This is a genomic window from Kinneretia sp. DJ1R-11 (genome assembly GCF_025717595.1).
GTDB lineage: Bacteria > Pseudomonadota > Gammaproteobacteria > Burkholderiales > Burkholderiaceae_C > Paucibacter_A.
On record NZ_JAJIRR010000004.1, the window covers coordinates 68,163 to 93,585 of the forward strand.

The 25,423-nt window shown below is 67.8% G+C and carries 19 protein-coding genes; 15 read left to right on the forward strand and 4 right to left on the reverse strand.

The annotated features are described in order from the left end of the window. The first annotated feature begins 147 nt into the window (after positions 1 to 147). Positions 148 to 882 (forward strand): osmolarity response regulator transcription factor OmpR, encoded by a 735-nt coding sequence (ompR, locus tag LNV23_RS09135; RefSeq protein ID WP_263519227.1) that lies wholly within the window; start codon positions 148 to 150, stop codon positions 880 to 882. Next, entirely contained in the window at positions 883 to 2,226 is a 1,344-nt protein-coding gene (locus tag LNV23_RS09140; RefSeq protein ID WP_263562708.1) for an ATP-binding protein, read from the forward strand. 7 nt (positions 2,227 to 2,233) lie between these two features. Here the strand turns inward: LNV23_RS09140 and ispF are convergent, their stop codons facing one another. Next, positions 2,234 to 2,758, reverse strand: coding sequence for a 2-C-methyl-D-erythritol 2,4-cyclodiphosphate synthase (gene ispF, locus LNV23_RS09145; RefSeq protein ID WP_263562709.1), 525 nt, complete (start codon positions 2,756 to 2,758; stop codon positions 2,234 to 2,236). Between the two features lie 125 nt (positions 2,759 to 2,883). Between ispF and LNV23_RS09150 the strand changes: the two genes are divergently transcribed. Next, on the forward strand, positions 2,884 to 5,184 hold the full coding sequence (locus tag LNV23_RS09150) for a patatin-like phospholipase family protein (RefSeq protein ID WP_263562710.1): 2,301 nt from the start codon (positions 2,884 to 2,886) through the stop codon (positions 5,182 to 5,184). 26 nt (positions 5,185 to 5,210) lie between these two features. Here LNV23_RS09150 and LNV23_RS09155 read toward each other — a convergent pair whose 3' ends face one another. Further along, entirely contained in the window at positions 5,211 to 5,954 is a 744-nt protein-coding gene (locus LNV23_RS09155; RefSeq protein WP_263562711.1) for a helix-turn-helix domain-containing protein, read from the reverse strand. A gap of 176 nt (positions 5,955 to 6,130) precedes the next feature. Here LNV23_RS09155 and LNV23_RS09160 point away from each other — a divergent pair, with 176 nt between their 5' ends. Further along, on the forward strand, positions 6,131 to 7,666 hold the full coding sequence (locus tag LNV23_RS09160; protein WP_263562712.1) for a S41 family peptidase: 1,536 nt from the start codon (positions 6,131 to 6,133) through the stop codon (positions 7,664 to 7,666). Between the two features lie 14 nt (positions 7,667 to 7,680). On the opposite strand, the gene ispD is transcribed toward LNV23_RS09160, so the two are convergent. After that, positions 7,681 to 8,391: a 2-C-methyl-D-erythritol 4-phosphate cytidylyltransferase gene (gene ispD, locus LNV23_RS09165; RefSeq protein WP_263519222.1), complete on the reverse strand. Its 711-nt coding sequence runs from the start codon at positions 8,389 to 8,391 to the stop codon at positions 7,681 to 7,683. Between the two features lie 216 nt (positions 8,392 to 8,607). Between ispD and LNV23_RS09170 the strand changes: the two genes are divergently transcribed. The 11 genes from LNV23_RS09170 to LNV23_RS09220 all read left to right on the forward strand — a co-directional run bounded on the left by LNV23_RS09170 (position 8,608) and on the right by LNV23_RS09220 (position 23,848). Beyond that, positions 8,608 to 9,888 carry an efflux RND transporter periplasmic adaptor subunit gene (locus LNV23_RS09170; protein WP_263562713.1) on the forward strand — a complete coding sequence of 427 codons (1,281 nt, stop codon included), beginning with the start codon at positions 8,608 to 8,610 and terminating at the stop codon, positions 9,886 to 9,888. A 141-nt stretch (positions 9,889 to 10,029) separates the two neighbouring features. Continuing rightward, positions 10,030 to 10,758 carry an ABC transporter ATP-binding protein gene (locus LNV23_RS09175; protein ID WP_263562714.1) on the forward strand — a complete coding sequence of 243 codons (729 nt, stop codon included), beginning with the start codon at positions 10,030 to 10,032 and terminating at the stop codon, positions 10,756 to 10,758. 8 nt (positions 10,759 to 10,766) lie between these two features. After that, positions 10,767 to 12,113: a TolC family outer membrane protein gene (locus LNV23_RS09180; protein ID WP_263562715.1), complete on the forward strand. Its 1,347-nt coding sequence runs from the start codon at positions 10,767 to 10,769 to the stop codon at positions 12,111 to 12,113. After that, positions 12,113 to 13,426 carry an ABC transporter permease gene (locus LNV23_RS09185; RefSeq protein ID WP_263562716.1) on the forward strand — a complete coding sequence of 438 codons (1,314 nt, stop codon included), beginning with the start codon at positions 12,113 to 12,115 and terminating at the stop codon, positions 13,424 to 13,426. Before LNV23_RS09180 ends, LNV23_RS09185 begins: the two co-directional genes overlap by 1 nt. Before the next feature lie 11 nt (positions 13,427 to 13,437). After that, positions 13,438 to 14,685, forward strand: a complete 1,248-nt coding sequence (locus tag LNV23_RS09190; RefSeq protein WP_263562717.1) for an ABC transporter permease — start codon at positions 13,438 to 13,440, stop codon at positions 14,683 to 14,685. Positions 14,686 to 14,816: 131 nt separating this feature from the next. Then, complete coding sequence (locus tag LNV23_RS09195; RefSeq protein ID WP_263562718.1) at positions 14,817 to 16,202, forward strand: sigma-54-dependent transcriptional regulator; 1,386 nt, start codon at positions 14,817 to 14,819, stop codon at positions 16,200 to 16,202. Positions 16,203 to 16,220: 18 nt separating this feature from the next. Beyond that, positions 16,221 to 17,528, forward strand: coding sequence for a sensor histidine kinase (locus tag LNV23_RS09200; RefSeq protein WP_263562719.1), 1,308 nt, complete (start codon positions 16,221 to 16,223; stop codon positions 17,526 to 17,528). 51 nt (positions 17,529 to 17,579) lie between these two features. Beyond that, complete coding sequence (locus LNV23_RS09205) at positions 17,580 to 18,611, forward strand: RNA methyltransferase (RefSeq protein ID WP_263562720.1); 1,032 nt, start codon at positions 17,580 to 17,582, stop codon at positions 18,609 to 18,611. An 84-nt stretch (positions 18,612 to 18,695) separates the two neighbouring features. Further along, positions 18,696 to 22,172: a transcription-repair coupling factor gene (gene mfd / locus LNV23_RS09210; protein ID WP_263562904.1), complete on the forward strand. Its 3,477-nt coding sequence runs from the start codon at positions 18,696 to 18,698 to the stop codon at positions 22,170 to 22,172. 10 nt (positions 22,173 to 22,182) lie between these two features. Further along, a complete protein-coding gene (gene serB, locus LNV23_RS09215; RefSeq protein WP_263562721.1) occupies positions 22,183 to 22,875 on the forward strand; it encodes a phosphoserine phosphatase SerB in 693 nt (230 codons plus the stop codon). 22 nt (positions 22,876 to 22,897) lie between these two features. After that, entirely contained in the window at positions 22,898 to 23,848 is a 951-nt protein-coding gene (locus LNV23_RS09220; protein ID WP_263562722.1) for a septation protein IspZ, read from the forward strand. 2 nt (positions 23,849 to 23,850) lie between these two features. On the opposite strand, the gene LNV23_RS09225 is transcribed toward LNV23_RS09220, so the two are convergent. Then, a complete protein-coding gene (locus tag LNV23_RS09225; protein WP_263562723.1) occupies positions 23,851 to 25,281 on the reverse strand; it encodes an alpha/beta fold hydrolase in 1,431 nt (476 codons plus the stop codon). Between the last annotated feature and the right edge of the window lie 142 nt (positions 25,282 to 25,423).

The following is a 25,423-nucleotide window of genomic DNA, read 5'->3' on the forward strand; positions in this document are numbered from 1 at the left end:
GCTTAGCTGGTCACAACGCTCAAGCTTGCAAGGCCGATGGCCGGAAAATTGTTAACGAGCTGTAACGCTGGGCATCGCCGAGCTGCAAGTGCGAAAAACCGGCTGACAATGGCTCTGTTACAAATTCAAAGCACTCAGGAACCGGCCATGACCAGCACCAGCAACCCCAGGCCCAACCGCATCTTGGTCGTCGACGATGACGCCCGCATCCGTGAACTGCTGCGCCGCTACCTGACCCAGGAAGGTTTCGAGGTGCTGCTGGCCGAAGACAGCCGCGCCCTCAACAAGCACCTGACCCGCGAAACCGTGGACCTGATCGTGCTCGACCTGATGCTGCCCGGCGAAGACGGCCTGACCATCTGCCGGCGCCTGCGCGCGGCCAGCGACAACACCCCCATCATCATGCTGACCGCCAAGGTCGAAGAGGTGGACCGCATCGTCGGCCTGGAAGTTGGCGCCGACGACTACCTGGCCAAACCCTTCAACCCGCGCGAGCTGCTGGCCCGGATCAATGCCGTGCTGCGTCGCCGGCCGGCCCTGGAGGCGCCCGGCGCGCCGTCCAAGGAACCGATGACGGTAACCTTCGGGCCCTTCGAGTTCGACCTGGCGCAGCGTCGCCTGGCCCGTGGCGGCGAAGTGCTGCCCTTGACCACCGGGGAATTCTCCATGCTCAAGGCCTTGGTGCGACACCCGCGCCAGCCGCTTTCGCGCGACAAGCTGGCCCAGCTGGCGCGCGGCCGCGATTTCGAGCCTTTTGACCGCAGCCTGGACGTGCAGATTTCGCGCCTGCGCAAGCTGCTGGAAACCGATCCGACCCAACCCCGCTACATCCAGACCGTCTGGGGCGTCGGTTATGTGTTTGTGCCTGATGAAGCCAGCTGAGTGCCAATCGCCTCTGCGTCCTTGCCCAAGCCGGAGTTCGCACTGAACCTGTTCTGGCGCACCTTTGCCTTGCTGGCCCTGCTGCTGGCCGGCGGCGTGCTGGCATGGCAGCAGACCTTCAAGGTGCTGGAGGCCGAGCCACGGGCCCTGCAGGCGGCCCAGCAGCTGGCCGGCCTGGTCAATCTGAGCCGGGTGGCACTGGAGGGCAGTGACGCGATCAACCGCGTCACCACACTCAAGTCCTTGGCACGCAGCAACACCGTCAAGGTGCGGGTGGCGGAAGAGACCGACCGCTGGCTGGCCTATGACATCAACACCTTTGCCATGCGCCTGGCCGCAGAGCTGCGCCAGAGCCTGGGGCCGAACACGGTGGTGGCGCGCAGCGTCAACGACGAAGCCGGTCTGTGGGTGCGCTTCAGCATCGGCCCGGATGCCTACTGGCTGCAGACCAGTGCGGCGCCGGTCTCGGTCAGCCTCTCGGGCAAGGGCTGGTGGCTGGTGATCGCCCTGATCGCGAGCGTGCTCGGTTCCGCCGCCATCACCCGCTTGATCAACCAGCCCCTGCGCGCGCTCAGCGAAGCGGCCCACCGCATCCGCGAAGGTGAGTACGACTCGCGCCTGGACGAAACCACCCGCACCAGCGAGATCCGCGACGTCAACACCGGCTTCAACCGCATGGCGCGCGAGCTGGCCAAGGTCGAGGAAGACCGCGCCGTGATGCTGGCCGGCATCTCGCACGACCTGCGCACACCCCTGGCCCGGCTGCGCCTGGAGGCCGAGATGAGCGTGCCCGACGAGCAAGCGCGCCAATTCATGGCCCAGGACATCGACCAGCTCGATGCCATCATTCACAAATTCATGGACTATGCCCGGCCCAACGAGCTGCGGCGCGAGCCCCTGGAGCTGGCCGCCCTGGTCGAGCGCGAGGCCCAGGCTTTCCGCTGGCCGGAGCAGATCCGCATCGCCGTGGCCCTGCCCTCGGGCACCAAGGTCTGGGCCGACGAAACGGAGCTGGCCCGGGTGCTGCTCAACCTCTTCGAGAACGCGCGCCGCTATGGCCACGCCCCCGATGTGGCGGCCTTGGTGGAAGTGACTTGCACCCAGAGCGGCCCCTGGGTGACACTGCAGGTGCGTGACCACGGCCCGGGCGTGCCGGCCGAGATGCTGACCCGCCTGACCACGCCCTTCTTCCGGGGCGATGCGGCACGCACGGCCGCCAATGGCGCCGGATTGGGCCTGGCCATCGTCGAGAAATCGGTGCTGCGGCTGGGCGGGCAGTTGCGCATCGGCAATGCCGTTGACGGCGGCCTGCAAACCCTGATTCGGCTCCAGCGCGCGAACTGAAGTCCCTTCAGGCCAAGGCTGTCAGCAGACAGACCGCCCGCGTTTCGATCGCCTTGCCCTCGCCCACCGGGCCCATTTTTTCGGCCGTCTTGGCCTTCACATTGACCCGTGCGACCTCGATGCCCAGCACCTCGGCCAGGCGGCTGCGCATGGCCAGGATGTGCGGCGCCATCTTGGGCGCTTGCGCGACGATGGTGCTGTCCAAATTGACGATCTGCCAGCCGGCGGCCTTCACCTGCCGGTAGGCTTCGGCCAGCAACACCATGGAATCGGCGCCCTTGAATTCCACCGCAGTGTCCGGGAAGAGCTTGCCGATATCGCCCAGAGCGGCAGCGCCCAGCAAGGCGTCGGTGATGGCATGCGCCAGGGCGTCAGCATCCGAATGGCCGAGCAGGCCGTGGCTGTGTGGAATGGTCACACCGCCCAGCACCAAGGGCCGGCCTTCGACCAGGGCATGGGTGTCCCAACCCTCGCCGATGCGCAGCGCAGGCCAAGGGTTTGAAGGAGCGGGGGCGGGGTCGTTCAGGGGCATGACGAGTGGGCGCAGTGGCGGCCAGGAGTTCCAATGCGGCGCAGCTTAGCGTATCGCCAGCCTCGAACGCGCTATCGTGGCGACCTGTCCGCCTGCTCTGCCTCGCCACTTTTGCACCGCTGCCCATGCCCTTGCTCCACCGTTTGCTCCGCCGTTTGCTCCGCCGTTTGCTCCGCCTGAACTTGGCATCCGGTTGCGCCTTCCTGTGCGTCCTCCTGAGCGGCGGTGGCGCCTGGGCCCAGACCGTGCTACCCGGCGACCCGCAGCAGCCCAGCTTGCTGGTGAACGCAGAGGGCCAACGGCCCAAGATCGGCCTGGTGCTCTCGGGCGGCGGCGTGCGCGGCCTGGCCCATATCGGCGTGCTCAAGGTGCTGAAGCAGCTCAAGATCCCGGTCGACCTGGTGGTCGGCACCAGCATGGGCGCCGTGGTCGGCGGCGCCTATGCCTCGGGCCGCAGCATTGAAGAGCTGGAGGAGTTCGTCCAGCACACCGACTGGCCCGCCGTGCTGGCCGACCGGCCGCCACGCCAGAACCTCAGCTACCGGCGCCGTGAAGAAGACCAGCTGATCCCTTCCCGCCTGGAACTCGGCGTTGACCCGCGCGGCGGCCGCACCACCTTGCCCCCATCCGCGGCGGGCAACAGCGCGCTCGAAGCCGCGCTGGAAAGCCTGGTGCGCGGCGAGCAGGCCGAAACCCCCATCAACCGCCTGCGCCTGCCCTTCCGCGCTCTGGCCACCGACCTGCTCAATGGCGACCTGGTCGAGATGGTGGACACGCCGCTGTTCCTGGCCCTGCGCGCTTCCATGGCCGTGCCCGGCGTGTTCTCGCCGGTGCGGGTCAATGGCCGCGCGGTGGTGGACGGCGGCTTGGTGCGCAATCTGGGCGTGGACATCGCCCGCAAGATGGGAGCGGAGCTGATCATTGCCGTCAACGTCGGCTCGCCCCTGCTGGAAGAGCGCGAGATCACCAGCGCGGTGGGCGTGGCCAACCAGATGCTGCAGATCCTGACCAACCAGAACGTGGCCCATTCCCTGCGCGAACTCAAGGGCGTGGACGTGCTGATCGACCCCGACCTCGGCAATATCGGCTTCATGGACTTCGACCGCTTTGACGAGGCCATGGCCTCGGGCCAGCGCTCGGCCCTGGCCGCCCAGGAGCGCCTGGTCGGCCTGGCCGTGGACGACGCGCAGTACGCCAGCTTCGAACGCTTGCGCCTGCGCGAACCCGAACCCCTGTCGCAGATGGCCCTGCCCCTGGCCAGCCTGAAGATCGAAGGCACACAGCGCAGCAACCCCAAAGCATTGCGCGAAGAGCTGGGCCTCCAGCTTGGCAAGCTCACCGGCCCCGAGGACATCAAGCGCGCCACGGCCGCCCTCTACGGCCTGGGCGATTTCGAGCGCATCGACGCCCAGATCAGCGACCAAGGCGATCAGCGCCACCTGACCCTGCATGTGCAAGAGGCTGAATGGGCCCACAACCGCCTGCGCTTCGGCCTGGCCCTGCAAAGCAATTTCGGTGACACCAACCGCTTCAGCATCAGCGCCATGCATGTCAGCACCTGGCTCAACCGCTGGGGCGCCGAATTGCGCACCTACGCCAGCCTCGGCGAGGACCGCGGCCTGTCCCTTGACCTCATACAGCCGCTCGGCGCCGGTTCTCCCTGGTATCTGAACCTGGCGGCCCAGTTTGGCGCCAGCAATTACGACGCGTACGACAGCCAGGGTCACCGCCGCATGCGCAATGCCAACGAGCATGTGCTCTCCCAGGTCTCGCTCGGTCGGCGACTCTCCAACTGGGGTGATGTACGGCTGGGCACGGTCCAGCTGGCCGGCAGCAGCCACACGCTGATTCCGGAACCAGAGCAGAACACGCGCATGAAAGCCACGGCCCGCGCGGCCTTTGCCGAGATCAGTGCCGACACCCTGGACTCACTGGCCTTTCCCAGCCGCGGTCTGCTGCTCAACGCCAAAATCCAATACCTGACCGCCGATTCAGGAGACAGCGACCTCAACCTTCGCTTCGCGGGGCTGGCAGCCTTCCGCGCCGGCAGCTGGGCCGGGCACGTTTACACCGAGTGGAGCCACGCAGCCCTGGGCAACACCGGCGGCAGCCTGGGCGGCTTCCTGCGCCTGTCGGGAACCACAGAGAACTCCCTCAGCGGCCGCACCGTCGGTTTCGGACGTTTGGTCATGGCGCGCCGCATCGGCGACATGCCGATCGGGCTGGGCGGTGCCATACGCGCCGGCATGTCGCTGGAGCTGGGCGGCATCATCCGGGACCGCGAGACCTTTGCGCGTGAGCAGCTGAAATTGGCGGGCAGCGCCTTCCTGGCCTTCGACACCCGCTTCGGCCCCTTCTACCTCGGGGCCGGCAGCACACGGCGCGGCGACAGCTCGGCCTACCTCTTCCTCGGCCCGACCTGGTAGCGCGGGCGCGCTGAGCTCGCCGCCCCTCAGTCGCTCTTGCTGCGGCGCATGGCCGTGAACTGTTCGAACTCCCAGGAGCGCAGGCCCAGCAGCAGGGTGAAGCCGTCACGCTCACTGGCTTGCAGGCGTTGATCGTCCTGGTGCAAACGCGCCAAGTCAGCGGCCAGCTGGCGGATCTTCTGCACCAACTCTTGCGCGCTCGGGTTGGACAGGCGGCCATGCACACAGAGCAAGGCCTCGCCCGTGCCGTCAAAGCGGCCGGCAAAGTAGTCGTTGACCACGTACTTGCGGAAGAAGTTCTGCACCGGGCCATCGGGCAGCCAGTGGAAGGCGATCGACACCCGCATGCGATAGCGATTCAGCGGCTTGAGCTCGATCAGCTCCAGGCGGTCGAGCTTGACCAGGTAGCGGATGCAATCGGTCTCGCTGATGGTGTAGGTCTCGACGATCTGCTCCAGCGTCCAATGCCCAAGGCAGCAGATGGCCACCAGCAAGAGCTTGGGGTCGCTGACCAAGGAACGCTCCTGCGCCAGCGTCAGCGTGTCGGCGTGTGGCGTGGCATCGGCCGCCTGGCGCAGCACATCCTCCATCGCCACGCCGACCGCCTTGCAGATCTGCGCCAGCCGCGACAAGCTCATATCCCCTTGGGAAAACATGCGCTTCATGCTGGACTCGCTCATCTCCAGGCGCTGGCCCAGCTGCTTGTAGGTGATGCCGGCGGCGCGCATTTCGCTGCGCAGGACCTGGATCAGGACTTCGGGGCTGCTCATGCTTCTCTCTCCTCTTCGCACATCGTGCATTGGTAGCGCATCGTAATACCAAATAAGAGAATCACAAGCACAAAGTCCAGGGCGATGGTTCTTTCTGGTGAGATAGCGAACACTGCGCCCGGTGCAACAGGCAGCCAAGTCCTGTCACCTAATCACCGATTTCATCAGCCTTGAACATGTCACTCCAGTCCATCATTCGCACGCGCGCGCCTCATCGCCTGACCACCCATTCCCTCGCCCCCAGCCCAGCCCGGCCATCGGTCCTGTCTCTGCCGCTGGAGGGCTGCTTGCTGCTGCTCTTGACGGCTTGCGGTGGCGGCAACTCGGACGAGAGCAAAGTCCTCGTCAAGGAGATACGGGGCGAGGTGATACAGGCCGGACACATTGCCACTGAGCTCCAGGGCGCTTGGCGCGTGCTCGGCGAAGGGAGCCTGGTCGAAGTTCAGGGTGACAGCTGGGTCCGCTATCACCAAAGCCCTTCCTTCTGCCTGCGCGAGCGAATCTCGCTCGGCCAGCAGGAACTGACAGGACTCATCTTCCGAAGCCGCAGCGTGGGCGCCAACACGGCCACTGACCTTTACCTCGCCGAGGGCGCCCCCTCCAGCATGAGCCTGGAGAAAGTGGCTCAGATCCCGCCTGCCTGCAAGCAAGCCGCGCCCAGCGATCCGGCCAGCACCTTCAAGGCCATGTGGGAGTTCTTTGATCAAGACTACGCCTTCTTCAAGGAGCGCGGCATCGACTGGGCCAAACGCCGGCTGGCCCTGGCGCCCATAGCGGCCGCCGCACGCAATGACGATGAACTGCAGGCGGTGTTGGAAGAGGCCCTGGAGGGCTTCAATGACCACCATGTCTCGCTGATTCGCTTCGACGCCCAGGGCGAAGTCCTGCACTACAGCGACAGCGCGCGCACGCCCACCCTGCTCTTGCTGAACCAAGCCTTTCTGGCGCAGAACGAAGTCGCTGATCTCGACAGCTTCAGTGCCCAGTGGCAGCAGCATCTGTGGACACAAGCCGGGCTGCGCCTGAGCGAACGCAATGGCGGCGACACGGCCGAGCTCCTGAACGGCGCGCTGCAATGGGGCAAGCTGCCCGGCAATGTGGGCTACATCGCCCTGTCACGCCTGTCCGAGTTCGCCGAAGGCAGCAACGGGCACCAGGATGTCGCGCTGATCCGCGCCGCAATGGACCGCGCCCTGCTGGCCCTGGCCGACACCAAGGCCATGATCGTCGACATCGCCGTCAACGATGGCGGTTATGACTTGGTCAGCGCCGAAGTGGCCAGCAGCTTTGCCGATCAACGCCGGGCCACCTTCAGCACCACGGCCCGACGCCCCGAAGGTCGGGCGCCGCGTGAGTGGTTCATTGCGCCCAAGGGTGCCAAACCTTATCTCAAGCCGGTCTACCTATTGACCAGTGACCGAACGGTCAGTGCCGGCGACACCCTGGCCCTGATGATGCGGACCTTGCCCCATGTGACGCAAGTCGGCCAGGCGACCAGCGGTTCGATGTCCGACAAGCTGGGCAAGACGCTGCCGGGCAACTTCCTGGTGACGCTGTCGCACGAGCGGTCGGTGGACCCGCAGGGCGTCAGCTACGAGGTCAAGGGCGTGCCACCCAAACTGGCCCTGGCCGTGTTCGACCCCAAGAATCCGGCCAGCCTGTTCAGCGGCCATGCGGCGGCGCTGGACCGGGTGCTGGCGATGATTCGGTGAGAGGCTGAGCGAGCTCAGCGGCTCTTCAGCAGGCGCTCGGCCAGGGCGAAGTCCGCCGGCCAGGTGACCTTGAAGTTCTCCATCGGCGACTCGACCAGCAGCGGCGCATGACCGAGCGCTTCGACGGCACTGGCCTCGTCGGTGACCGAGTCGCCGGCCATCATCAGCGCGGGCTTGAGCAAGCCGAGGCGGAACATCTGGGGCGTCTGGGCGGCCCATTTGTGACGCCGGTCCACAGTGGCGGCGACACGGCCGGCCTCGGCTTGCTTGAGGGTGTCGGCCAGCGGCAAGGCCAGCAGGCCACCCACCTCGTCTTCGGCGCAGGCTTCGATCAGGCGCAGCACCCATTCCGGGCGGATCAGGCAGCGCGCTGCGTCGTGCACCAGCACCCAGTCATGGGCCTGGGCGCCGCGCGCCATCAGCTCGGTCAGGCCGGCGCTGACGGTCTCGGCACGGCTGGCACCACCGACCCGGGCCAGCCAGGCGCGCTCGCCCTGGAACTCGGGGATGGCAGCCTCGAACTGATCGTCTTCGGGCGCCAACACCACCAAGGTGGCTTCCAGCGCCGCCACCTGGGCCAGGGCCTCCAGGGTGTGGGCCATCATGGGCCGACCGGCCAGCGGCACGTATTGCTTGGGGCCGGCCGCGCCGGAGCGGGCGCCGATGCCGGCGGCCGGCACCAGGGCGAAGCAGCGCGGCTGCAGCCCGATGGGGAAATTGCTCATGGCGCGGATTCTAGGGGGGCCACCGCCGGGTCACGCTGACCGGCGGCTGTCCGGCGGACTGTCCACGCTTCTGTCCACCTCTGTGTCCGCGGACACTGCCGCCGCGGCGTCCGCGCCTTCAAGTGCTTGATTCACAAGGCGCCAGTTCTCGGAAGAGAGCTGGCACGGGGCTTGCAAACAGTCTGAGCAAAGCCGATTCAGCGAGAGCCAGACCCCATGATCCGAGACACATCCGCACAAGACCAGATCCTCAGCCCCGGCCGCAACACCCGGGCCCGGCGCTGGCTGCTGGCCGGCATCGGCTTGGCCGCCGTGCTGGCCCTGGGCTATACCGTGCCCAAGCTGCGCGAGCAGGTTGGCGGCAGCGGTGCGTCTTCGGTGAAGATCTCCCGCCTGAGCCTGTCCACCGCCGAGTGGGGCCAGCTGACGCGTGAAGTCAGCGGCGAGGGCAAGGTGGTGGCCGCCGTCAGCCCCACGCTCTACGCCGGCAATGCCGGCAGCGTCAGCCTGGCGGTGCAGGCCGGCGACCCGGTCAAGCGCGGCCAGATCCTGGCCCGCATCGCAAGCCCCGAGCTAGCCGCCCGCCTGGCCCAGGAGCGATCGAATGCTGATGCGCTGAAGAGCGAATGGCTGCGCGCCGAAGCCGACGCCCGCCAACAGCGCGCCCAAAGCCAGAGCAATCTGGAAACCGCCACCATCGCCCAGCAAAGCGCGCGCAACGAGCTCAAGCGCCAGACCCAGGCCTTCGAGGCCGGCGCCACCGCGCGCATGCAGGTGGACCAGGCCCAGGACGCCCTGGCCCGCGCCGAGGTGGCCCTGCGCCAGGCCCGCGGCCTGCTGGACCTCAAGGACGAGGCCAGCAAGTTCGAGCTGCAGGCCAAGCGCCAGGCCTTCGAGCGCCAGCAGCTGAATGTGCAGGACCTGAGCCGCCAGGTCGAGGAATTGGCCGTGCGCTCGCCGGTGGACGGCCAGGTCGGCCAGCTCTTCATCACCGACCGGGCCAGCACGGCCAAGGACGGCAAGTTGGTCTCGGTGGTCGACCTGAGCGCGCTGGAGGTGCAGATGCAGGTGGCCGAGAGCTTTGCCCGCGAGCTGCAGCCCGGCATGCCCGGCACCATCCAGGGCAATGGCCAGCAATGGAAGGGCGTGGTCAGTTCGATCTCGCCCGAGGTGGTCAACAACGAAGTGGCGGCGCGTCTGCGCTTCGAGGGCCAGCGGCCCGAGCAGCTGCGCCAGAACCAGCGCCTCTCGGTGCGCGTGCAGCTGGACCAGCGCGCCCGCGTGCTCAGCGTCGCCCGCGGCAGCTTTGTCGACGAAGGCGGCGGCCGCTTTGTCTACGTGTTGAAAGACGGCCAGGTGCAGCGCCGCGCCATCCGCCTCGGGGCCCAGAGCCTGGCCCGCATCGAAGTGCTGGAAGGCCTGCAAGCCGGCGAGCAGATCGTCAGCAACGGCGGCGAACTCTTTCAAGGCAAAGAACGGGGGACGGTGAGTGAGTAGCTGAGTTCTTGGGTGAACAGGTGAACGAGTGAACAAGTGAATCACTCCCCTGCCACCACCCATTCACCTGTTCACCTGTTCACCTGTTCACCTGTTCACTGATTCGGCCCACACCCATTCACACCCAACCGGTACCCACCCATGCTCAAGATGCAATCGCTCGCCAAGGTCTACCGCACCGAAATGGTCGAGACCTATGCCCTGCGCAACTTCAACCTCGAGGTCAAGGCCGGTGAGTTTGTCGCCGTGACCGGGCCCTCGGGTTCGGGCAAGACCACGTTCTTGACCATCGCCGGCCTGCTGGAAGCCTTCAGCGGTGGCCGCTACGAGCTGGACGGCGTGGACGTCAGCGCCATGGACGACGACGCCCGCTCGCGCATCCGCAACCAGAAGATCGGTTTCATCTTCCAGGCCTTCAATTTGATCCCGGATCTGAACGTGCTCGACAACATCGAGGTGCCGCTGCGCTACCGCGGCATGGCTGCGGCTGAGCGCAAGCGGCGCGCCACCGAGGCCCTGGCTCGCGTGGGCCTGTCGGCACGCGCCAAGCACTACCCAGCCGAACTGTCCGGCGGCCAGCAACAGCGCGTGGCCATCGCCCGCGCCCTGGCCGGTGAACCCAAGCTCTTGCTGGCCGACGAGCCCACCGGCAACCTCGACAGCAGCATGGCCCGCAGCGTGATGGATCTGCTGGAAGAGCTGCACCGCGACGGCGCCACCATCGTCATGGTCACCCATGACATGCAACTGGCCGCGCGCGCGCAGCGCAATGTCCATGTGATCGACGGCCAGGTGGTCGACCTGGCGGCCGAGCTCCGCCTGGACCCGCAGCTGCTGCATGGCCAGAGCACCGAGCACGCAGCGCAGTGAGCGACACGATGAAGCGATCACACCCGACCTGGCGCCGGCTGGCTGCTGCGGCGCTTGTGAGCCTGGGCCTGGGCTTGGCCGGCTCGGTGCGGGCCGAGGCGAGCCAGGACCTGCTCCAGGTCTACGCCCAAGCCCACGCCGCCGACCCGCGCCTCGCCCAGGCCCAGGCCTTGCGCGGCGTGCAGCAGCAAAGCGTGGCCCAGGCCCGCGCTGCCTTGCTGCCGCAGTGGAGCTTGGAGCTGGCCGCCAGCCGCCAGCCCGGCGGTGCCCACCAACAGCAGCTGAGCAGCCGCATCAGCCAGGCGCTGTTCGACCTCAGCCGCCTGCGCGAATGGGACGCTGAAAGCCGCCTGCTCTCGGCCGAGGAGGCCCAGCTGCAGGCGGCCGAGCAGGCGCTCTGTGCCCGGGTCGCCAGCGCCTACTTCGGCGTGCTCTCGGCCCAGGCCGCCCTGCGCAATGCGCAGGCCAATGAGGCGGCCTTTGCCGGCCAGGTGGCGCAGGCCCAGAAGCGCTTCGAGGCGGGCTTGTCGGCCGCGGTCGATGTCGAACAGGCCCGCACTTACCACCAGCTCTCGCGCGGCAACAGCCTGCAAGCACTGGAGGCCTTGGAAGACGCACGCGCCGCCCTGGCCGAGATCACCGGCCAGGCCCCGGCCACCCTGCAAGGACTGAGCCCCGAGCTGCAAGCCCAGCCCCCGCAGCCGGCCTCGCGCGAAGCCTGGGTCGAGCAAGCCCTGCGCCAGAACCCGGTCCTGCGCGCCGAAACCCTGCGTCTGCTGGCCAGCGAAGACCGCATCGCCGCCAGCCGCGCCGCCCATCTGCCCAGCCTGAGCCTGGGCCTGGACAGCCAGCGCCTGCAGGGCGCGGCCGTGCCGGCGGCGCTGGAGGGCCGCAATGAGCACACCGTGGCCCTGCGCCTGACCATCCCGCTGCTGACCGGTGGCGCCACCCAAGCCCAAAGCCGTCGGGCCGTGCACCAGCGCGACGCTCAGCGCGAGCAGTTGGAGCAAGCGCGCCGCGCCCTGCAGCGCGAAACCCAGGCCCAGTACCAGGCCGTGCTGCTGAGCGCTCAGCTCCTGGACAGCACCGCAGCCGCCGTGCAGGCCGCCAACGAAGCCCTGGCTGCCACCCGTGCCGGCCAGGCCCTGGGCACGCGCAGCATGACCGACCTGCTGCTGGCGATTCAGTCGCAGACCGCCGCGCAAGGCGCCCACGAGCAGGCCCGCCATCGCCATGTGCTGGCCACCGTGCTCTTGCAACAGGCCGCCGGTCAGCTCAACGAGGCCAGCCTGGCCGCCGTCAATCAACTGCTGCAAGCGCCTGGCAAAGCCAGCAGCGCCAAGGAGAACTCCTGATGAATATGCTGGGCTATTACCTCGACCTCGCCCTGCGCAGCTTCCGCGCCTCGCGCGGACTGAGCCTCTTGATGATCCTGGCCCTGGGCCTGGGCATCGGTGCCTGCATGACCACGCTGACGGTCTTCCATGTGCTGGGCGGCGACCCGATCCCGGGCAAGAGCGATCGCCTCTTCAATGTGCAGCTCGATCCCGAACCAAACGACCCCAGCTTCAAGCCCGGCGACGAGCCGACCTTGCAGCTGACCCGTTTTGATGCCGAGACGCTGCTGCGAGCCAAGAAAGCCAAGCGCCAGGTCATGATGACCGGCTCCCAGACCGCCGTGCTGCCCGAGGACCCCGAGCTCAAGCCCTTCATCACCATGGCACGCTGGACCAGCGCGGACTTCTTCACCATGTTCGAAGCGCCCTTCCAGTACGGCAGCGGCTGGGACGAAGCCGCCGACCTGGCCGACGCCCGGGTGGTGGTGATCTCACACAGCCTGAACGAAAAGCTGTTCGGCGGCGCCAACAGCGTGGGCCGCGAGATCCGCCTGCGCGAGCAGGGTTTCCGCGTCGTCGGTGTGCTCAAGCCCTGGCGGCCCGTGCCGCACTACTTCGACCTGACTCTGGGCGCCTACAGTGCGCCGGCCGAGGTGTATGCGCCGATCTCGACCTCGCTGCGCCTGAATATGGGGGCCACCGGCAATATGAGTTGCTGGGGCGATCTGGGGGGCAAGCACCCACGCGATCTGAACGTGCCTTGTGCCTGGCTGCAGTACTGGGTCGAGCTGGAATCGGCCGCCCAGGCCGAGGACTATCGCAAGTACCTGCAGCAGTACTCCGAGGAGCAGGGCCGCGCCGGTCGCTTTGAGCGGCCGGCCAATGTGCGCTTGCGCCCGGTGATGGCCTGGCTGGAGCAGCAGCAGGTGCTGCCCAGCGATGTGCGTTTGCAGGTCTGGCTGGCCTTCGGCTTCTTGCTGGTCTGCCTGACCAACACCGTGGGCCTGCTGCTGGCCAAGAGCCTGCGCCGCTCGGCCGAGATCGGCGTGCGCCGCGCCCTGGGCGCCACCCGCCGCGCCATCTTTCAGCAGTTCCTGGTCGAGGCCGGTGTGCTGGGCCTGATCGGCGGTCTGCTGGGCCTGGCCCTGGCGGCCCTGGGGCTGTCGCTGGTGCGGCTGAGCCCGGCCCCTTATGCCGCCTTGGCCGAGATGGACTGGCCCATGCTGGCCCTGACCCTGGGCCTGGCCCTCTTGGCCAGCCTCACCGCCGGCCTGCTGCCGGCCTGGCACGCCGCCGGCGTCAGCCCCGCCCGACAACTGAAAACACAGTGAGGTTTCGATCCATGGAACTGATGCCCATCCTCTCCACCCTGCGCCGCCACAAGACGGCCGCCGGCTTGATCGTGCTCGAAGTGGCCCTGAGCTGCGCCATCGTCTGCAATGCCCTGCACCTGATCCACCAGCGCCTGGAGCGCATCCAGGCCGACAGCGGCCTGGCCGAGGCCGAGCTGGTGACCCTTCGCGTCGCCGGCATCGGCGCAGTCGGCAATGTCGATGAGGTCACCAGCCAGGACCTGCAGGCCTTGCGCGCCATCCCCGGCGTGCGCGATGTCAGCATCAACAACCAGGTCATGTACGGCAACAGCAACAGCTTCAGCGGCGTGCGCCTGCAACCCAACCGGGACGCCAACAGCATCGGCTTTCCGCAGTACACGGTGGACGAGCATGGCCTGACCACCTTGGGTCTGAAGCTGGTCGAGGGGCGCAACTTCCGCGCCGAAGAAATCGTGCTCGACAACGCCTTCAACGGCCCCGGCGAGAACCCACCGCGGCCGCGCCAGATTGTGCTCAGCCAGGCCCTGGCGAAGCGCTTGTTCCCCGACAGCTCTGCCCTGGGCAAACAGGTCTACGTCTTCGGCGATACGCCGATGGAGGTGATCGGCGTGGTGCAGACCTTGGGCAATGTCCATCCGGGCCCGAGAACCCAGAGGCCAGGCGACGCCGAAGGTGCGGGCCAGTACGGCATGCTGCTGCCGCTGCGCAACAGCTACCGCGGTGCCTATTACGTGATGCGGGTGGATCCAGCGCAGCGGGAGGCCGCGCTGAAGGCCGCCGGCACGGCACTGGAGGCCATAGGCGGCAAGCGCATCGTGCGCGAGGCCCGCACCCTGGAAGAGATGCGCAGCGCCTACTACGCTCAGGACCGCGCCATGATTTGGCTGCTCGGCGGCGTCTGTGTGGCCCTGCTGCTGGTCACCGCCTTCGGCATCGTCGGCCTGGCCAGCTTCTGGGTGCAGCAGCGCACGCGCATGATAGGCACGCGCCGCGCCCTGGGTGCCACGCGCGGCCAGATCCTGCGCTACTTCCAGCTCGAGAACTTCCTGCTCTCCACGCTTGGCATCGGCCTGGGCATGGCCGCGGCCTATGGCATCAATCTGGCGCTGATGCGCAGCTACGAGTTGCCCTTGCTGCCGGCCTACTACCTGCCCGTGGGTGCGCTCACGCTTTGGGCCCTGGGCCAGCTGGCCGTGCTCGGCCCGGCCCGCCGCGCGGCTGCTCTGCCGCCGGTGGCGGCGCTGCGGTCGGCGTGATCTTTGGGGGGTTCGTGAATCGTGAGTCGTGAGTCGTGGGGGGATTCGCCCCCCGTCTCGTTCACCAGTCACTAGTCACCATTCACCATTCACCTGTCCCCCCCTCCCCCCGGGCTATGCTCCCGCCCGATATGCGAACGATTCTGATCATTGACGACAACCCCGGCGTGGGCGAGGCCCTGAGCCTGCTGCTCTCGCTGCACGACATCCGCGCCCTCTACGCGCCCAGCCCCGAGAAAGGCCTGGAGCTGCTCGCTCGCAACGAAGTTGACCTGCTGATCCAGGACATGAACTTCAGCGCCGACACCACCTCGGGCGAGGAAGGCCGGGCCCTGTTCCAGCGCGTGCGCGCCGCCCACCCCGACCTGCCTGTGATCCTGCTGACCGCCTGGACCCAGTTGGAGCAGGCCGTGGCCCTGGTCAAGGCCGGCGCCGCCGATTACCTGGCCAAACCCTGGGACGACCACAAGCTGCTGGCCACGGTGGAAAACCTGCTGGAGTTGTCGGAATCCACGCGCGAATTGCAGCTCAGCCGCCAGGCACGCAGCCAGCGCCTGGAACAGCTGCGCCAGCGCTATCGCCTCGATGACCTGGTCTGCCGCTCCGACGCCATGCTGGCGACCCTGGAGACTGCTTGCCAGGTTGCCCGCGCACCGCTGCCGGTGCTGATCACCGGGCCCAACGGCAGCGGCAAGGAGCGCATTGCCGCCATCGTCCACGCCAACTCGGCGGTGGCCGGCGGGCCCTTCATCGCCCTGAACTGCGGCGCCCTGCCCGGCGACTTGCTTGAGGCCGAGCTGTTCGGCGCCGAGAGCGGCGCCTACACCGGCGCCAACAAGGCGCGCGAGGGCCGCTTTGAGGCGGCCGATGGCGGCACCTTGTTCCTGGATGAAATCGGCAACCTGCCCCTGGCCGGCCAGATCAAGCTGCTGCGCGTGCTCGAGACCGGCCGCTTCGAGCGCCTGGGCTCCAACCGCACGCGCGAAACTCGGGTGCGCGTGCTCTCGGCCACCAATGCCGATCTGCAAGCCATGGTGGCGGCCGGCAGCTTTCGCGAAGACCTGTTTTACCGCCTCAATGTGATCGAGCTGCGTCTGGCGCCCCTGGCCCAGCGGCGCGAGGACATCCTGCCCCTGGCCGAGCATTTCCTGGCTGCGGCGCAGACCGCCGAGGAACGGCGACCCCAACTCAGCGAGGCCAGCCGTGCCGCCCTGCTTGCCCACGCTTGGCCGGGCAATGTGCGCGAGCTCAAGAACGCCATGGCGCGCGCCGCCCTGCTCTGCCGCGAGGGCCTGATCCAGCCGGCCGATCTGGGCCTGCTCAGCACGCAAGTGCCCGCGGCGGGCCCTGGCGCCAATGCCAACCACCGCAATCTCGATGAGCCCAGCCGTGCGGCGGTGCAAGCCGCGCTGAATGCCAGCGGCGGCGTGGTCAGTCGGGCCGCCCAGGCCCTGGGTTTGTCGCGCCAGGCCCTGTACCGGCGGATGGAGCGTTACGGCATCGCCGACCCGCTCTGAGTCCGGGCACGCCTCACCATGCATCTGCGTCTCTTCCTGGCCTTGCTCGTGGCTGCCATTCTCGGCATGGCGGCCCAGGCGGCCGTGGCCCGCTGGCAGCTGCCGCCCGCCAGCCTGGCCCTCGTGCTGCTGCCCCTGCTCTGGCTGAGCGGCGTGCTGCTCGCGCCGCTGCGCCGCCTGCTGCGCGCGCTCGAGGGCGCGGTGCTGAACTACCGGGATGGCGACTTCAGCATGTCGATCGCCGCCGGCGGCATGGGCCGCTTGGGCGGCAAGGAATTGGCGGCCTTGCTGCGCGCCCATCAGGAATTGGGCTTGGCCCTGCGCGAGCAGCGCCAGCAGCTGGCCCGGCGCGAGCTGCTGCTGGACACGGTGGTGCAGAACACGCCGCTGGCCCTGCTGCTGCTCAGCGAGCCCGAGGGCCGGGTCAGTTATGCCAATATCGCCGCCCGCCAGCTGCTGAATCAGGGGCGCAGTCTCGCTGGCCGTAGCCTGGCCGAGTTGCTGAGCGAGGCACCCGAGAGCTTGCGCCAAGCCCTGGCCAGCGAACAGGACCAGGTGTTTGCCATGAGTGAGGGCGGGCAGGACGAGCTTTTCCACCTCTCGCAGCGCCGCCTGCAGCTGCAAGGCCAGCCACAGCGCCTGCTGCTGCTGCGGCGCATGACGCGCGAACTCTCGCGCCAGGAAGTGGCAAGCTGGAAGCGGGTGATCCGCGTCATCAGCCACGAGCTCAACAATTCGCTGGCGCCGATCTCCTCTTTTGCCCACAGCGGCGCCGAACTGGCGCGGCGCGGCCAGATCGAGCGCCTGGAGGCGGTGTTCCGCAATATCGGCGAACGCTCGCGCCATCTGCACAGCTTTCTGGCCGCCTATGCCGAGTTCGCCAAACTACCGGCACCGCAGTGGCAGGCGGTGGACTGGCCGAGCTTTCTGGGTGGCCTGCTGGCCCAGCAGCCCTACCGTCTGGACGGCGAGACGCCGACGCAAGCTGCCCGTTTCGACGCCGGCCAGATCGCCCAGGCCCTGCTCAATCTGCTCAAGAACGCACAGGAAGCCGGCGGCCCGGCCGAGGAAGTCAGCCTGGCCGTGCAATGGCGGGCCGGCGAACTCTGCTTCATCGTCAGCGACCGCGGCAGCGGCATGAGCGAAGCGGTGCTGGCCCAGGCCTTGCTGCCCTTTTATTCGACCAAGCGCAGCGGCGGCCAGCAGGGCGGCACCGGGCTCGGCCTGGCCCTGGCGCGCGAGATCGCCGAGGCGCATGGCGGCCGCATTGGCCTGAGCAACCGCGAGGGTGGCGGTCTGGAAGTGCGTTTGAGCCTGCCGCAGTGAGCGCCGCGTTGTGCGGGGTCTGGGCGAGGTCTGAGCGACAATCGCCGCCCCATGCGCATCGAAGACATCCGCCAGCGCCTGCGCGCCCTGGGCGCCAAGCCGCCCCATGAACTCCGCCTCCTGCGTGACTGGGTGCGGGCGCGCCCGCATGAGCGCAGCCGGCGCAAGCCCGAGAACTTTCTGCCCCTGGCCTTGCGTGAAGGCCTGGAAACGCTGGACGCGGAGCTGCAGGGCCTGACCCGCCTCGTCTCCAAACATGCCGGCGAAGACGGCTCGGCGCGTCTGCTGCTGGCCTTGCGCGACGGCATGACCGTGGAGAGCGTGCTGCTGCCGCGCGATGGCTTGTGCGTGTCCAGCCAGGTCGGCTGCGCGGTTGGCTGCCAGTTCTGCATGACCGGGCGCGAGGGCCTGATCCGCCAAGTCACCAGCGCCGAAATCATTGCGCAAGTGGCCCTGGCGCGCAGCCTGCGGCCGGTCAAGAAGGTCGTGTTCATGGGCATGGGCGAGCCGGCCCACAACCTCGAGCATGTGCTCGAGGCGATCGAGCTGCTGGGGCTGGAAGGCAATATCGGCCACAAGAACCTGGTGTTCTCGACGGTCGGCGACCCGCGTGTGTTCGAGCGCCTGCCCCTGGGCCCGGTCAAACCGGCGCTGGCTTTGTCCCTGCACACCAGCCGCGCCGATTTGCGCGAACGTCTGCTGCCGCGCGCGCCGCGGCTGACACCGGAGGAACTGGTCGAGCTGGGTGAAGACTACGCGCGCAAGACCGGCTATCCGATCCAGTACCAGTGGACCCTGCTGGACGGCATCAATGACACGGCCGAGGAACTGGACGGCATCGTCCGCCTGCTCAAGGGCAAATACGCCATCTTGAACATGATTCCCTACAACAGCGTGCCCGAGCTGCCCTTCACGCGGCCCAGCTGGGACAAGGCCGAGGGCATCGCCCGCGCCCTGCACCAGCGCGGCGTGTTGACCAAGCTGCGTGATTCGGCCGGTCAGGATGTGGACGGCGGCTGCGGGCAGCTGCGCGCTCGGGCGCTGGGCGAACAGCCGCTGCGCCTGCAACGACAGCCTCGCTGAAGCAAGGCCGAGGCGCCCTCCCTACAATGCCCCCAGCCCCAGTTCGGGGCTGCTCTCATTTGTGCGCCCGCCATGCCCTCGTCCCTGCAGCTCCCCCTGATCCAGCCCGGCAAGAAGTTCAGCCTGCCCCGCCCTACCGGCTCGGCCGATGCGCTGCTGCTGGCGCGCTTCGCTCAGCAGCAACTGGGCGCCGGCCGGCTGACGGCCATCATCACCGCCGAGCCGGGCGACACCCAGCGCCTGGAGGACGAGCTCAAGTTCTTCGCGCCCGAGCTGCGCGTGGGCGTCTTCCCCGATTGGGAAACCCTGCCCTACGACACCTTCTCGCCCCACCAGGACCTGATCTCCGAGCGCTTGGCCACGCTCTGGCAGCTGCTGCAAAGCCGCGGCAAGCCGGCCGCCGAGCGCGAGCTGGACGTGGTGCTGCTGCCGGCCACCACGGCGCTGACCCGTCTGGCCCCGCCCAGCTTCCTGGCCGCCACCACCTTCAACTTCGCGCAAAAGCAGCGCCTGGACGAAGCCAGCCTCAAATCCCAGCTGACCCTGGCCGGCTACAACCATGTCGCGCAAGTCGTATCGCCGGGCGAGTACGCGGTGCGCGGCGGCCTGATCGACCTCTTCCCCATGGGCTCGCTGGTGCCCTACCGGGTCGACCTCTTCGGTGATGAAGTCGATTCCATCCGCACCTTTGACCCCGACAGCCAGCGCAGCCTCTACCCGGTGCCGGCGGTGCGACTGCTGCCGGGGCGCGAGTTCCCTATGGACGAGGCGGCGCGCCAGACCTTCCGCTCGCGTTGGCGCGAAAAGATGGAGGGCGACCCGAGCCGTTCGCGCATCTACAAGGACATGGGCCAGGGCATCGCCACCGGCGGCATCGAGTACTACCTGCCTCTGTTCTTTGAGCAGACGGCCAGCATCTTCGAGTTCCTGGGCGAGCATTGCGCCCTGGCCCTGCACGGCGAGATCGACGAGGCCCTGGGCCGCTTCTGGACCGACACCCGCGAGCGCCACCGCTTCATCCAACACGACCCCGAGCGGCCCATCCTGCCGCCCGAGGAGATCTACTTCAAGAGCGAGGAGTTCTTCGCCCTGACCCATGGCCACGCGGTTCTGGCCGTGCGGGGCAAGGAAGCGGTGGACTATGCCCGGCCCCTGCCCGATGTGTCCGTCGAGCGCGGCGCGCAAGAGCCCCTGGCCCGCCTGGCCGCCCATCTGCTGAGCACGCCGCACCGCGTGCTGCTGCTGGCCGAGAGCGAAGGCCGGCGCGAGAGCCTGCTGGAGCTGTTGCGCGACAACAAGATCGACCCGCCCTCGGTCAGCGGCCTGGCTGATTTCGAGACCAGCCCGGAGAAGTTCGCCATCACGGCCGCGCCTCTGGCGGCTGGCTTTTTCTGGAACGACCCCGAGGGCGGTCACCAGATTCAGATCTTCACCGAGACGGAACTCTTCGCCACCACGCCGACCACGCGGCGCCGGCGCAAGCAGGAGCAGGTCTCCGACGTCAACGCCCTGATCAAGGACCTGTCCGAGCTCAAGGTCGGCGACCCGGTGGTGCACAACAACCACGGCATCGGCCGCTACCAGGGCCTGATCAATATTGACATCGCAAATGGTGCAGATGGGGGCGCCAGCGAATTCCTGCATCTGGAATACGCCGACAAGGCCACGCTCTATGTGCCGGTGGCCCAACTGCACCTGATCAGCCGCTACACCGGCGTCTCGGCGGAAGAAGCACCGCTGCACCGCCTGGGCTCGGGCCAGTGGGAAAAGGCCAAGCGCAAGGCCGCAGAGCAGGTGCGCGACACCGCCGCCGAGCTGCTGAATCTCTACGCCCGCCGCGCCGCCCGCGAGGGCCATGCCTTCCGCTACTCGGGCCCGGACTACGAGGCCTTTGCAGCCAGCTTCGGCTTCGAGGAAACGCCCGACCAGCGCGCCGCCATCCATGCGGTGATCCAGGACATGATCAGCCCCAAACCCATGGACCGCCTGGTCTGCGGCGATGTGGGCTTCGGCAAGACCGAGGTGGCACTGCGCGCGGCCTTCGTCGCCGTCATGGGCGGCAAGCAGGTCGCCATCCTCGCGCCCACCACCTTGCTGGCCGAGCAGCACTACCAGAACATCGCCGACCGCTTCGGCCGCTGGCCGGTCAAGGTGGCGGAGATGAGCCGCTTCCGCTCGGCCAAAGAAATCAAGGCAGCGCTGGAAGGCCTGGCCGACGGCACCATCGACATCGTGGTCGGCACGCACAAGCTGCTCTCGGCGGACTGCAAGTTCGCAAGGCTCGGCCTGCTGGTGATCGACGAGGAACACCGCTTCGGCGTGCGCCACAAGGAGGCGATGAAGGCCATGCGGGCCGAGGTCGACGTGCTGACCCTGACCGCCACGCCGATCCCGCGGACCCTGGGCATGGCGCTGGAAGGCTTGCGCGATTTGAGCGTCATTGCCACCGCGCCGCAGCGCCGCTTGGCGATCAAGACCTTTGTGCGCAGCGAAACCAGCGGCACCATCCGCGAGGCCATGCTGCGCGAGCTCAAGCGCGGCGGCCAGGTCTACTTCCTGCACAACGAGGTCGAGACCATCGAGAACCGGCGCCAGAAGCTCGAAGAGCTGGTGCCCGAGGCCCGCATCATCATCGCCCACGGCCAGATGCCCGAGCGCGAGCTGGAGCGGGTGATGCGCGAGTTCGTGGGCGGCAAACACAATGTGCTGCTGTGCTCGACCATCATCGAGACCGGCATCGACGTGCCCAGCGCCAACACCATCATCATCAGCCGCGCCGACAAGTTCGGCCTGGCCCAGCTGCACCAGCTGCGCGGCCGTGTTGGCCGCTCGCACCACCAAGCCTATGCCTACCTGATGGTGCCCGATCTGGAAGGCCTGACCAAGCAGGCCGCCCAGCGCCTGGACGCCATCCAGGGCATGGAAGAGCTCGGTTCCGGCTTCTACCTGGCCATGCACGATCTGGAGATCCGCGGCGCGGGCGAAATGCTGGGCGAGCACCAGAGCGGCAATATGATGGAGATCGGCTTCCAGCTCTACAACGAGATGCTGTCGGAAGCCGTGCGCTCGCTCAAGGCCGGCAAGGAGCCCGATCTGCTCTCGCCCCTGGGTGCCACCACCGAGATCAATCTGCATGCCCCCGCCCTGCTGCCCGATGCCTACTGCGGCGATGTGCACCAGCGCCTCTCGCTCTACAAGCGCCTGGCCACGGCCGAGAAGAGCGAACAGATCGACAAGTTGCTGGAAGAGGTGACCGACCGTTTCGGCAAGCTGCCCGCGCAAGGCCAGACCCTGTTCGACACCCACCGCCTGCGCGTGCTGGCCAAGCCTTACGGTGTCAGCAAGATCGACGCTGCGCCCATGGTGATGAACATCAACTTCCGCCCCAACCCACCGATCGACGCCATGCGCGTGATCGAGCTGGTGCAGAAGAACAAGAACATCAAGCTGGTCGGCAATGACAAGCTGCGCATCGATAAGGCGCTGAGCGACCCCAAGGACCGGGCACAGGCGATCCGCGAAGTGCTGAGGCTGCTCGGCCAACCCATCAAGCAGGACTGAGTTTTTTGATATGCAAGACCTCGTGACCCAGGGCTTCACGCCCCCGCTGCGCCAGAGCGATTTCCGCCTCGCCGCTTTCGACATGGACTCGACCCTGATCAATATCGAGTGCATTGACGAGATTGCCGCCGCCGCGGGCAAGAAAGAGGAAGTCGCAGCCATCACCGAAGCCGCCATGCGCGGCGAGATCACCGATTTCAAGGACAGCCTGCGCCGCCGCCTGGCGCTCTTGCAAGGTGTGCCGGTGAGCGCGCTGGAGCAGGTGCTGCAAGAGCGCCTGCAGTTCAACCCCGGGGCGCGCGAACTGTGTGCAGCGCTCAAAGCCGCGGGCTTGAAGCTCCTGCTGGTCTCGGGTGGCTTCACGTTTTTCACGTCTTATGTGGCTGCCGAGCTGGGCATGGACTGGGTTCGCAGCAATGAGCTGGAGATCGAGGACGGCCAACTGACCGGCGCGCTCGTGATGCAGCCCTGGGGCGAGATCTGCGACGGTGAAGAAAAGCGCCGCATGCTGGAGCAATGCGCGGCCGAGATCGGCGCCCTGCCGGCGCAGTGCATCGCCGTGGGTGACGGCGCCAACGACTTGCCCATGATGGGCGCGGCCGGCCTGTCGGTGGCTTTTCACGCCAAGCCCAAAGTGCGCGAGCAGGCCATGGTGGCGATCAACGAGGGCGGGCTGGATCGCCTGCTCGAGATCCTGCGCTGAACCCCGACATCGCCACCCGACCTTGAAGATCTGGACCTACCACTACCCGGTCGACATCGACGACCAGCGCTACGCCCTGCGCCTCGAAACCGGCCTGCGCAGCTCGCGCCTCCTGCTCACGCATGAGGGGCAGACGCTGGAAGACCGGCAAGACTTCGGCCACTCCCCCTATCGCCTGCATCGGCTGCAGCTGGACACGGCACAAGGCCCGCTGCTCTTCGAGCTGGGCCCGCGCACGGTGCTCAGCTACGGCATCAAGGTGTCGCGTCAGGGCCAGGTGCTCTACCGTTCCCACCCCGACCCCTTCGCCTCCCTGGCTCGGGTGCAGGCCATGATGGCCAAGCGCCAGCGGCAGGCCTCGGCACCGGGCGCACCCGATTTCTCGCGCCTCAAGGGCCAGGCGCCCGCGATCGCCGTGGACATTGCGCTCGGCCTGCTCTTCTTCGTGATGGGCAAGCTCGGTGATTTGCGCACGGCCGCCCTGGTGACGGCCGCCGCCGGCCTGGCCCTGCTGCCCTTGCAATGGGCCATCCACCGCTTCGCGCCGCCCGCGCGGCGGGTCGATCTGCTCGGCGGCATGGCCTTGTTTGGCGTGGTCGTGATGCTGCTGTCGGCCGGCTTCTCCTGGTACTTCGAGTCGGAGTTTCTGGTGCAGCTCAAGGCCAGCGTGATCGGCGGCCTGGTGGCCTGCGCCTTCGGCGTCGACGCGCTGGCTGGCGGCCGCTGGCTGGGCAAGCGGGTGATGAACTATCTGGTCTACAGCGATATCGACGCGCGCCGGCTCTCGGCCGGCATGTGCGCCATGGGCCTGGCCTTGGCCGGGGTCAATGCGGCCGTGGCCAGCCTGATGTCCAAAGACGCCTGGCTTTGGTACACGCTCTGGGGCGATTTGCTGCTGGTGATGGTGCTGTCGAACCTGGCCATCCACTGGGCGCGGCGCAAGCCTGGAGCGCTGCGCCCGAGAAGCTCTTAGCCCTACTTGCCAGGCCCGCGCGGCAGCCAGGCCGTGCTCACCTCCCGCCCCGCCAGGAAGTCGGCCATGCGCTCGGCCAGCACCGGGCTAGCCAGCCACAGATCGTCGTCGTGGCCTGCGCCTTCGATCACCAGATGGCGGCTGTGGCGAAAGCCGCGCTGCAAGCGCTCGGCGTTGTGCAGCGGCGTGCGGCCGTCCTGCTCGCCGCTGACGAACAGGGTCGGCACGGCGCTGGCCGGAAAGGCGCGGAAGGCCTCGCCCATATCCTCGATGCCCAGGCCCTCGCCGATCTGCGGAAAGGGAAAATTCAGTGCCGGCCCGAGCAGGCTGCGCCCTTCTTCCGCGGCAATCTGGCGCAAACGCAGCGGCGAGGCGCCCGAAGCCACATCCATGGCCAGCGGCATCAGGCGCTGCTCGCCGCCGTAGCGGCGGATGTCGCGCACCAGCGTGGCCAAAGCATCCCATTTCCCTGCGGCCAGCCCATCGTAGAACTCCGGCAGTTGCAGCGCACTGTCGCGCCGGGCCAGCAGCATGACGGTGGCCAGTTGCAGATCAAAGGCGCTCACCCAAATGCCACCCTCCAGACCCGGCTGCCCCGGCACGCTCAGCTGCATGGGCTTGACCGCCAGGCCGGCGATCACCGAGGCCATCAGCGTCGGCAGATCGGGCCGCTGCCGCTGGGCGGCGATCTGGCTGATCAGCCGGTCGGCGTCCAGCGGCAGCTTGAGCGTGTCGTTCGGGCCCTCGCTGCCCATCAGGATCACACGCTCCAGGGTCTGCCCTTGGGTGCGCAGCGCGGCAAACGCCAGATGCGTGCCATAGCTCATGCCCCAGAGGCTGAGCCTGGGCACACCCAGGGCGCGCCGCAGCAGGGCCAGATCGGCGGCGTTCTTCTCGGTGTTGAAGGCATTCGGATCCCAGCCCTGCTGGCGCCAGAAGGCCAGGCAAAGCCGGGCCTGCGCCTGGTCGGCCGCGAGCTGACGGGCGTAGTCCTGTGGCTGCTGGCTCGGCAGTTCCAGCGCGTGCGGACAGTTCGGCGCTGCGCTGGACCGGCCGGTGCCGCGCTGGTCCAGCAAGATCAAATCCTGCTGCTGGCGGACGCGGTCAAACAGCGGCCAACGAGCACCCAGGGCCGAGCCAATGCCGGAACCGCCGGGCCCGCCGGCCAGGTACACCACCGGCGCCAGCCCGGCCACCGGCTGCACAGCCTTCAGCCGCACAAAGCGCAGGCTCAGAGTGGCGCCGGCCGGCTGAGCATGGCGGACCGGCACGGTCAGCGTGCCCAGCTCGGCCGCCACCGGCGCCTGGCCGCGCACGGGCAAGGCGAAGGGCTCGTAGCTCAAGTCACCGGCTGCGGGCGCTGCATTGGCTGCCCCACAAGCGAGCAGAGTCGCGATCAGAAAACCGCTGCGATAAAAAGTTATGGATCCCATAGTGGCCTCACTCACTCCATCAGTTGAACTGGAAGCCTCACTGTGCTCGCGATGTCGGCTGGCGTCGCGCCGCCGCCTGCTGAACTGCTCCAGCAGACCGCTGAACGGCTCCGCCAAGTGGCGGAGCCTCGCTACCATGCCG

What these genes read in the sequence shown, in the direction of transcription:
- ompR (WP_263519227.1), top strand. Translation starts at nt 148, where the DNA reads ATGACCAGCACCAGCAACCCCAGGCCCAACCGCATCTTGGTCGTCGAC.
- ispF (WP_263562709.1), bottom strand. Translation starts at nt 2,758, where the DNA reads ATGCCCCTGAACGACCCCGCCCCCGCTCCTTCAAACCCTTGGCCTGCG.
- LNV23_RS09150 (WP_263562710.1), top strand. Translation starts at nt 2,884, where the DNA reads ATGCCCTTGCTCCACCGTTTGCTCCGCCGTTTGCTCCGCCGTTTGCTC.
- LNV23_RS09155 (WP_263562711.1), bottom strand. Translation starts at nt 5,954, where the DNA reads ATGAGCAGCCCCGAAGTCCTGATCCAGGTCCTGCGCAGCGAAATGCGC.
- LNV23_RS09160 (WP_263562712.1), top strand. Translation starts at nt 6,131, where the DNA reads ATGTCACTCCAGTCCATCATTCGCACGCGCGCGCCTCATCGCCTGACC.
- ispD (WP_263519222.1), bottom strand. Translation starts at nt 8,391, where the DNA reads ATGAGCAATTTCCCCATCGGGCTGCAGCCGCGCTGCTTCGCCCTGGTG.
- LNV23_RS09170 (WP_263562713.1), top strand. Translation starts at nt 8,608, where the DNA reads ATGATCCGAGACACATCCGCACAAGACCAGATCCTCAGCCCCGGCCGC.
- LNV23_RS09175 (WP_263562714.1), top strand. Translation starts at nt 10,030, where the DNA reads ATGCTCAAGATGCAATCGCTCGCCAAGGTCTACCGCACCGAAATGGTC.
- LNV23_RS09180 (WP_263562715.1), top strand. Translation starts at nt 10,767, where the DNA reads ATGAAGCGATCACACCCGACCTGGCGCCGGCTGGCTGCTGCGGCGCTT.
- LNV23_RS09185 (WP_263562716.1), top strand. Translation starts at nt 12,113, where the DNA reads ATGAATATGCTGGGCTATTACCTCGACCTCGCCCTGCGCAGCTTCCGC.
- LNV23_RS09190 (WP_263562717.1), top strand. Translation starts at nt 13,438, where the DNA reads ATGGAACTGATGCCCATCCTCTCCACCCTGCGCCGCCACAAGACGGCC.
- LNV23_RS09195 (WP_263562718.1), top strand. Translation starts at nt 14,817, where the DNA reads ATGCGAACGATTCTGATCATTGACGACAACCCCGGCGTGGGCGAGGCC.
- LNV23_RS09200 (WP_263562719.1), top strand. Translation starts at nt 16,221, where the DNA reads ATGCATCTGCGTCTCTTCCTGGCCTTGCTCGTGGCTGCCATTCTCGGC.
- LNV23_RS09205 (WP_263562720.1), top strand. Translation starts at nt 17,580, where the DNA reads ATGCGCATCGAAGACATCCGCCAGCGCCTGCGCGCCCTGGGCGCCAAG.
- serB (WP_263562721.1), top strand. Translation starts at nt 22,183, where the DNA reads ATGCAAGACCTCGTGACCCAGGGCTTCACGCCCCCGCTGCGCCAGAGC.
- LNV23_RS09225 (WP_263562723.1), bottom strand. Translation starts at nt 25,281, where the DNA reads ATGGGATCCATAACTTTTTATCGCAGCGGTTTTCTGATCGCGACTCTG.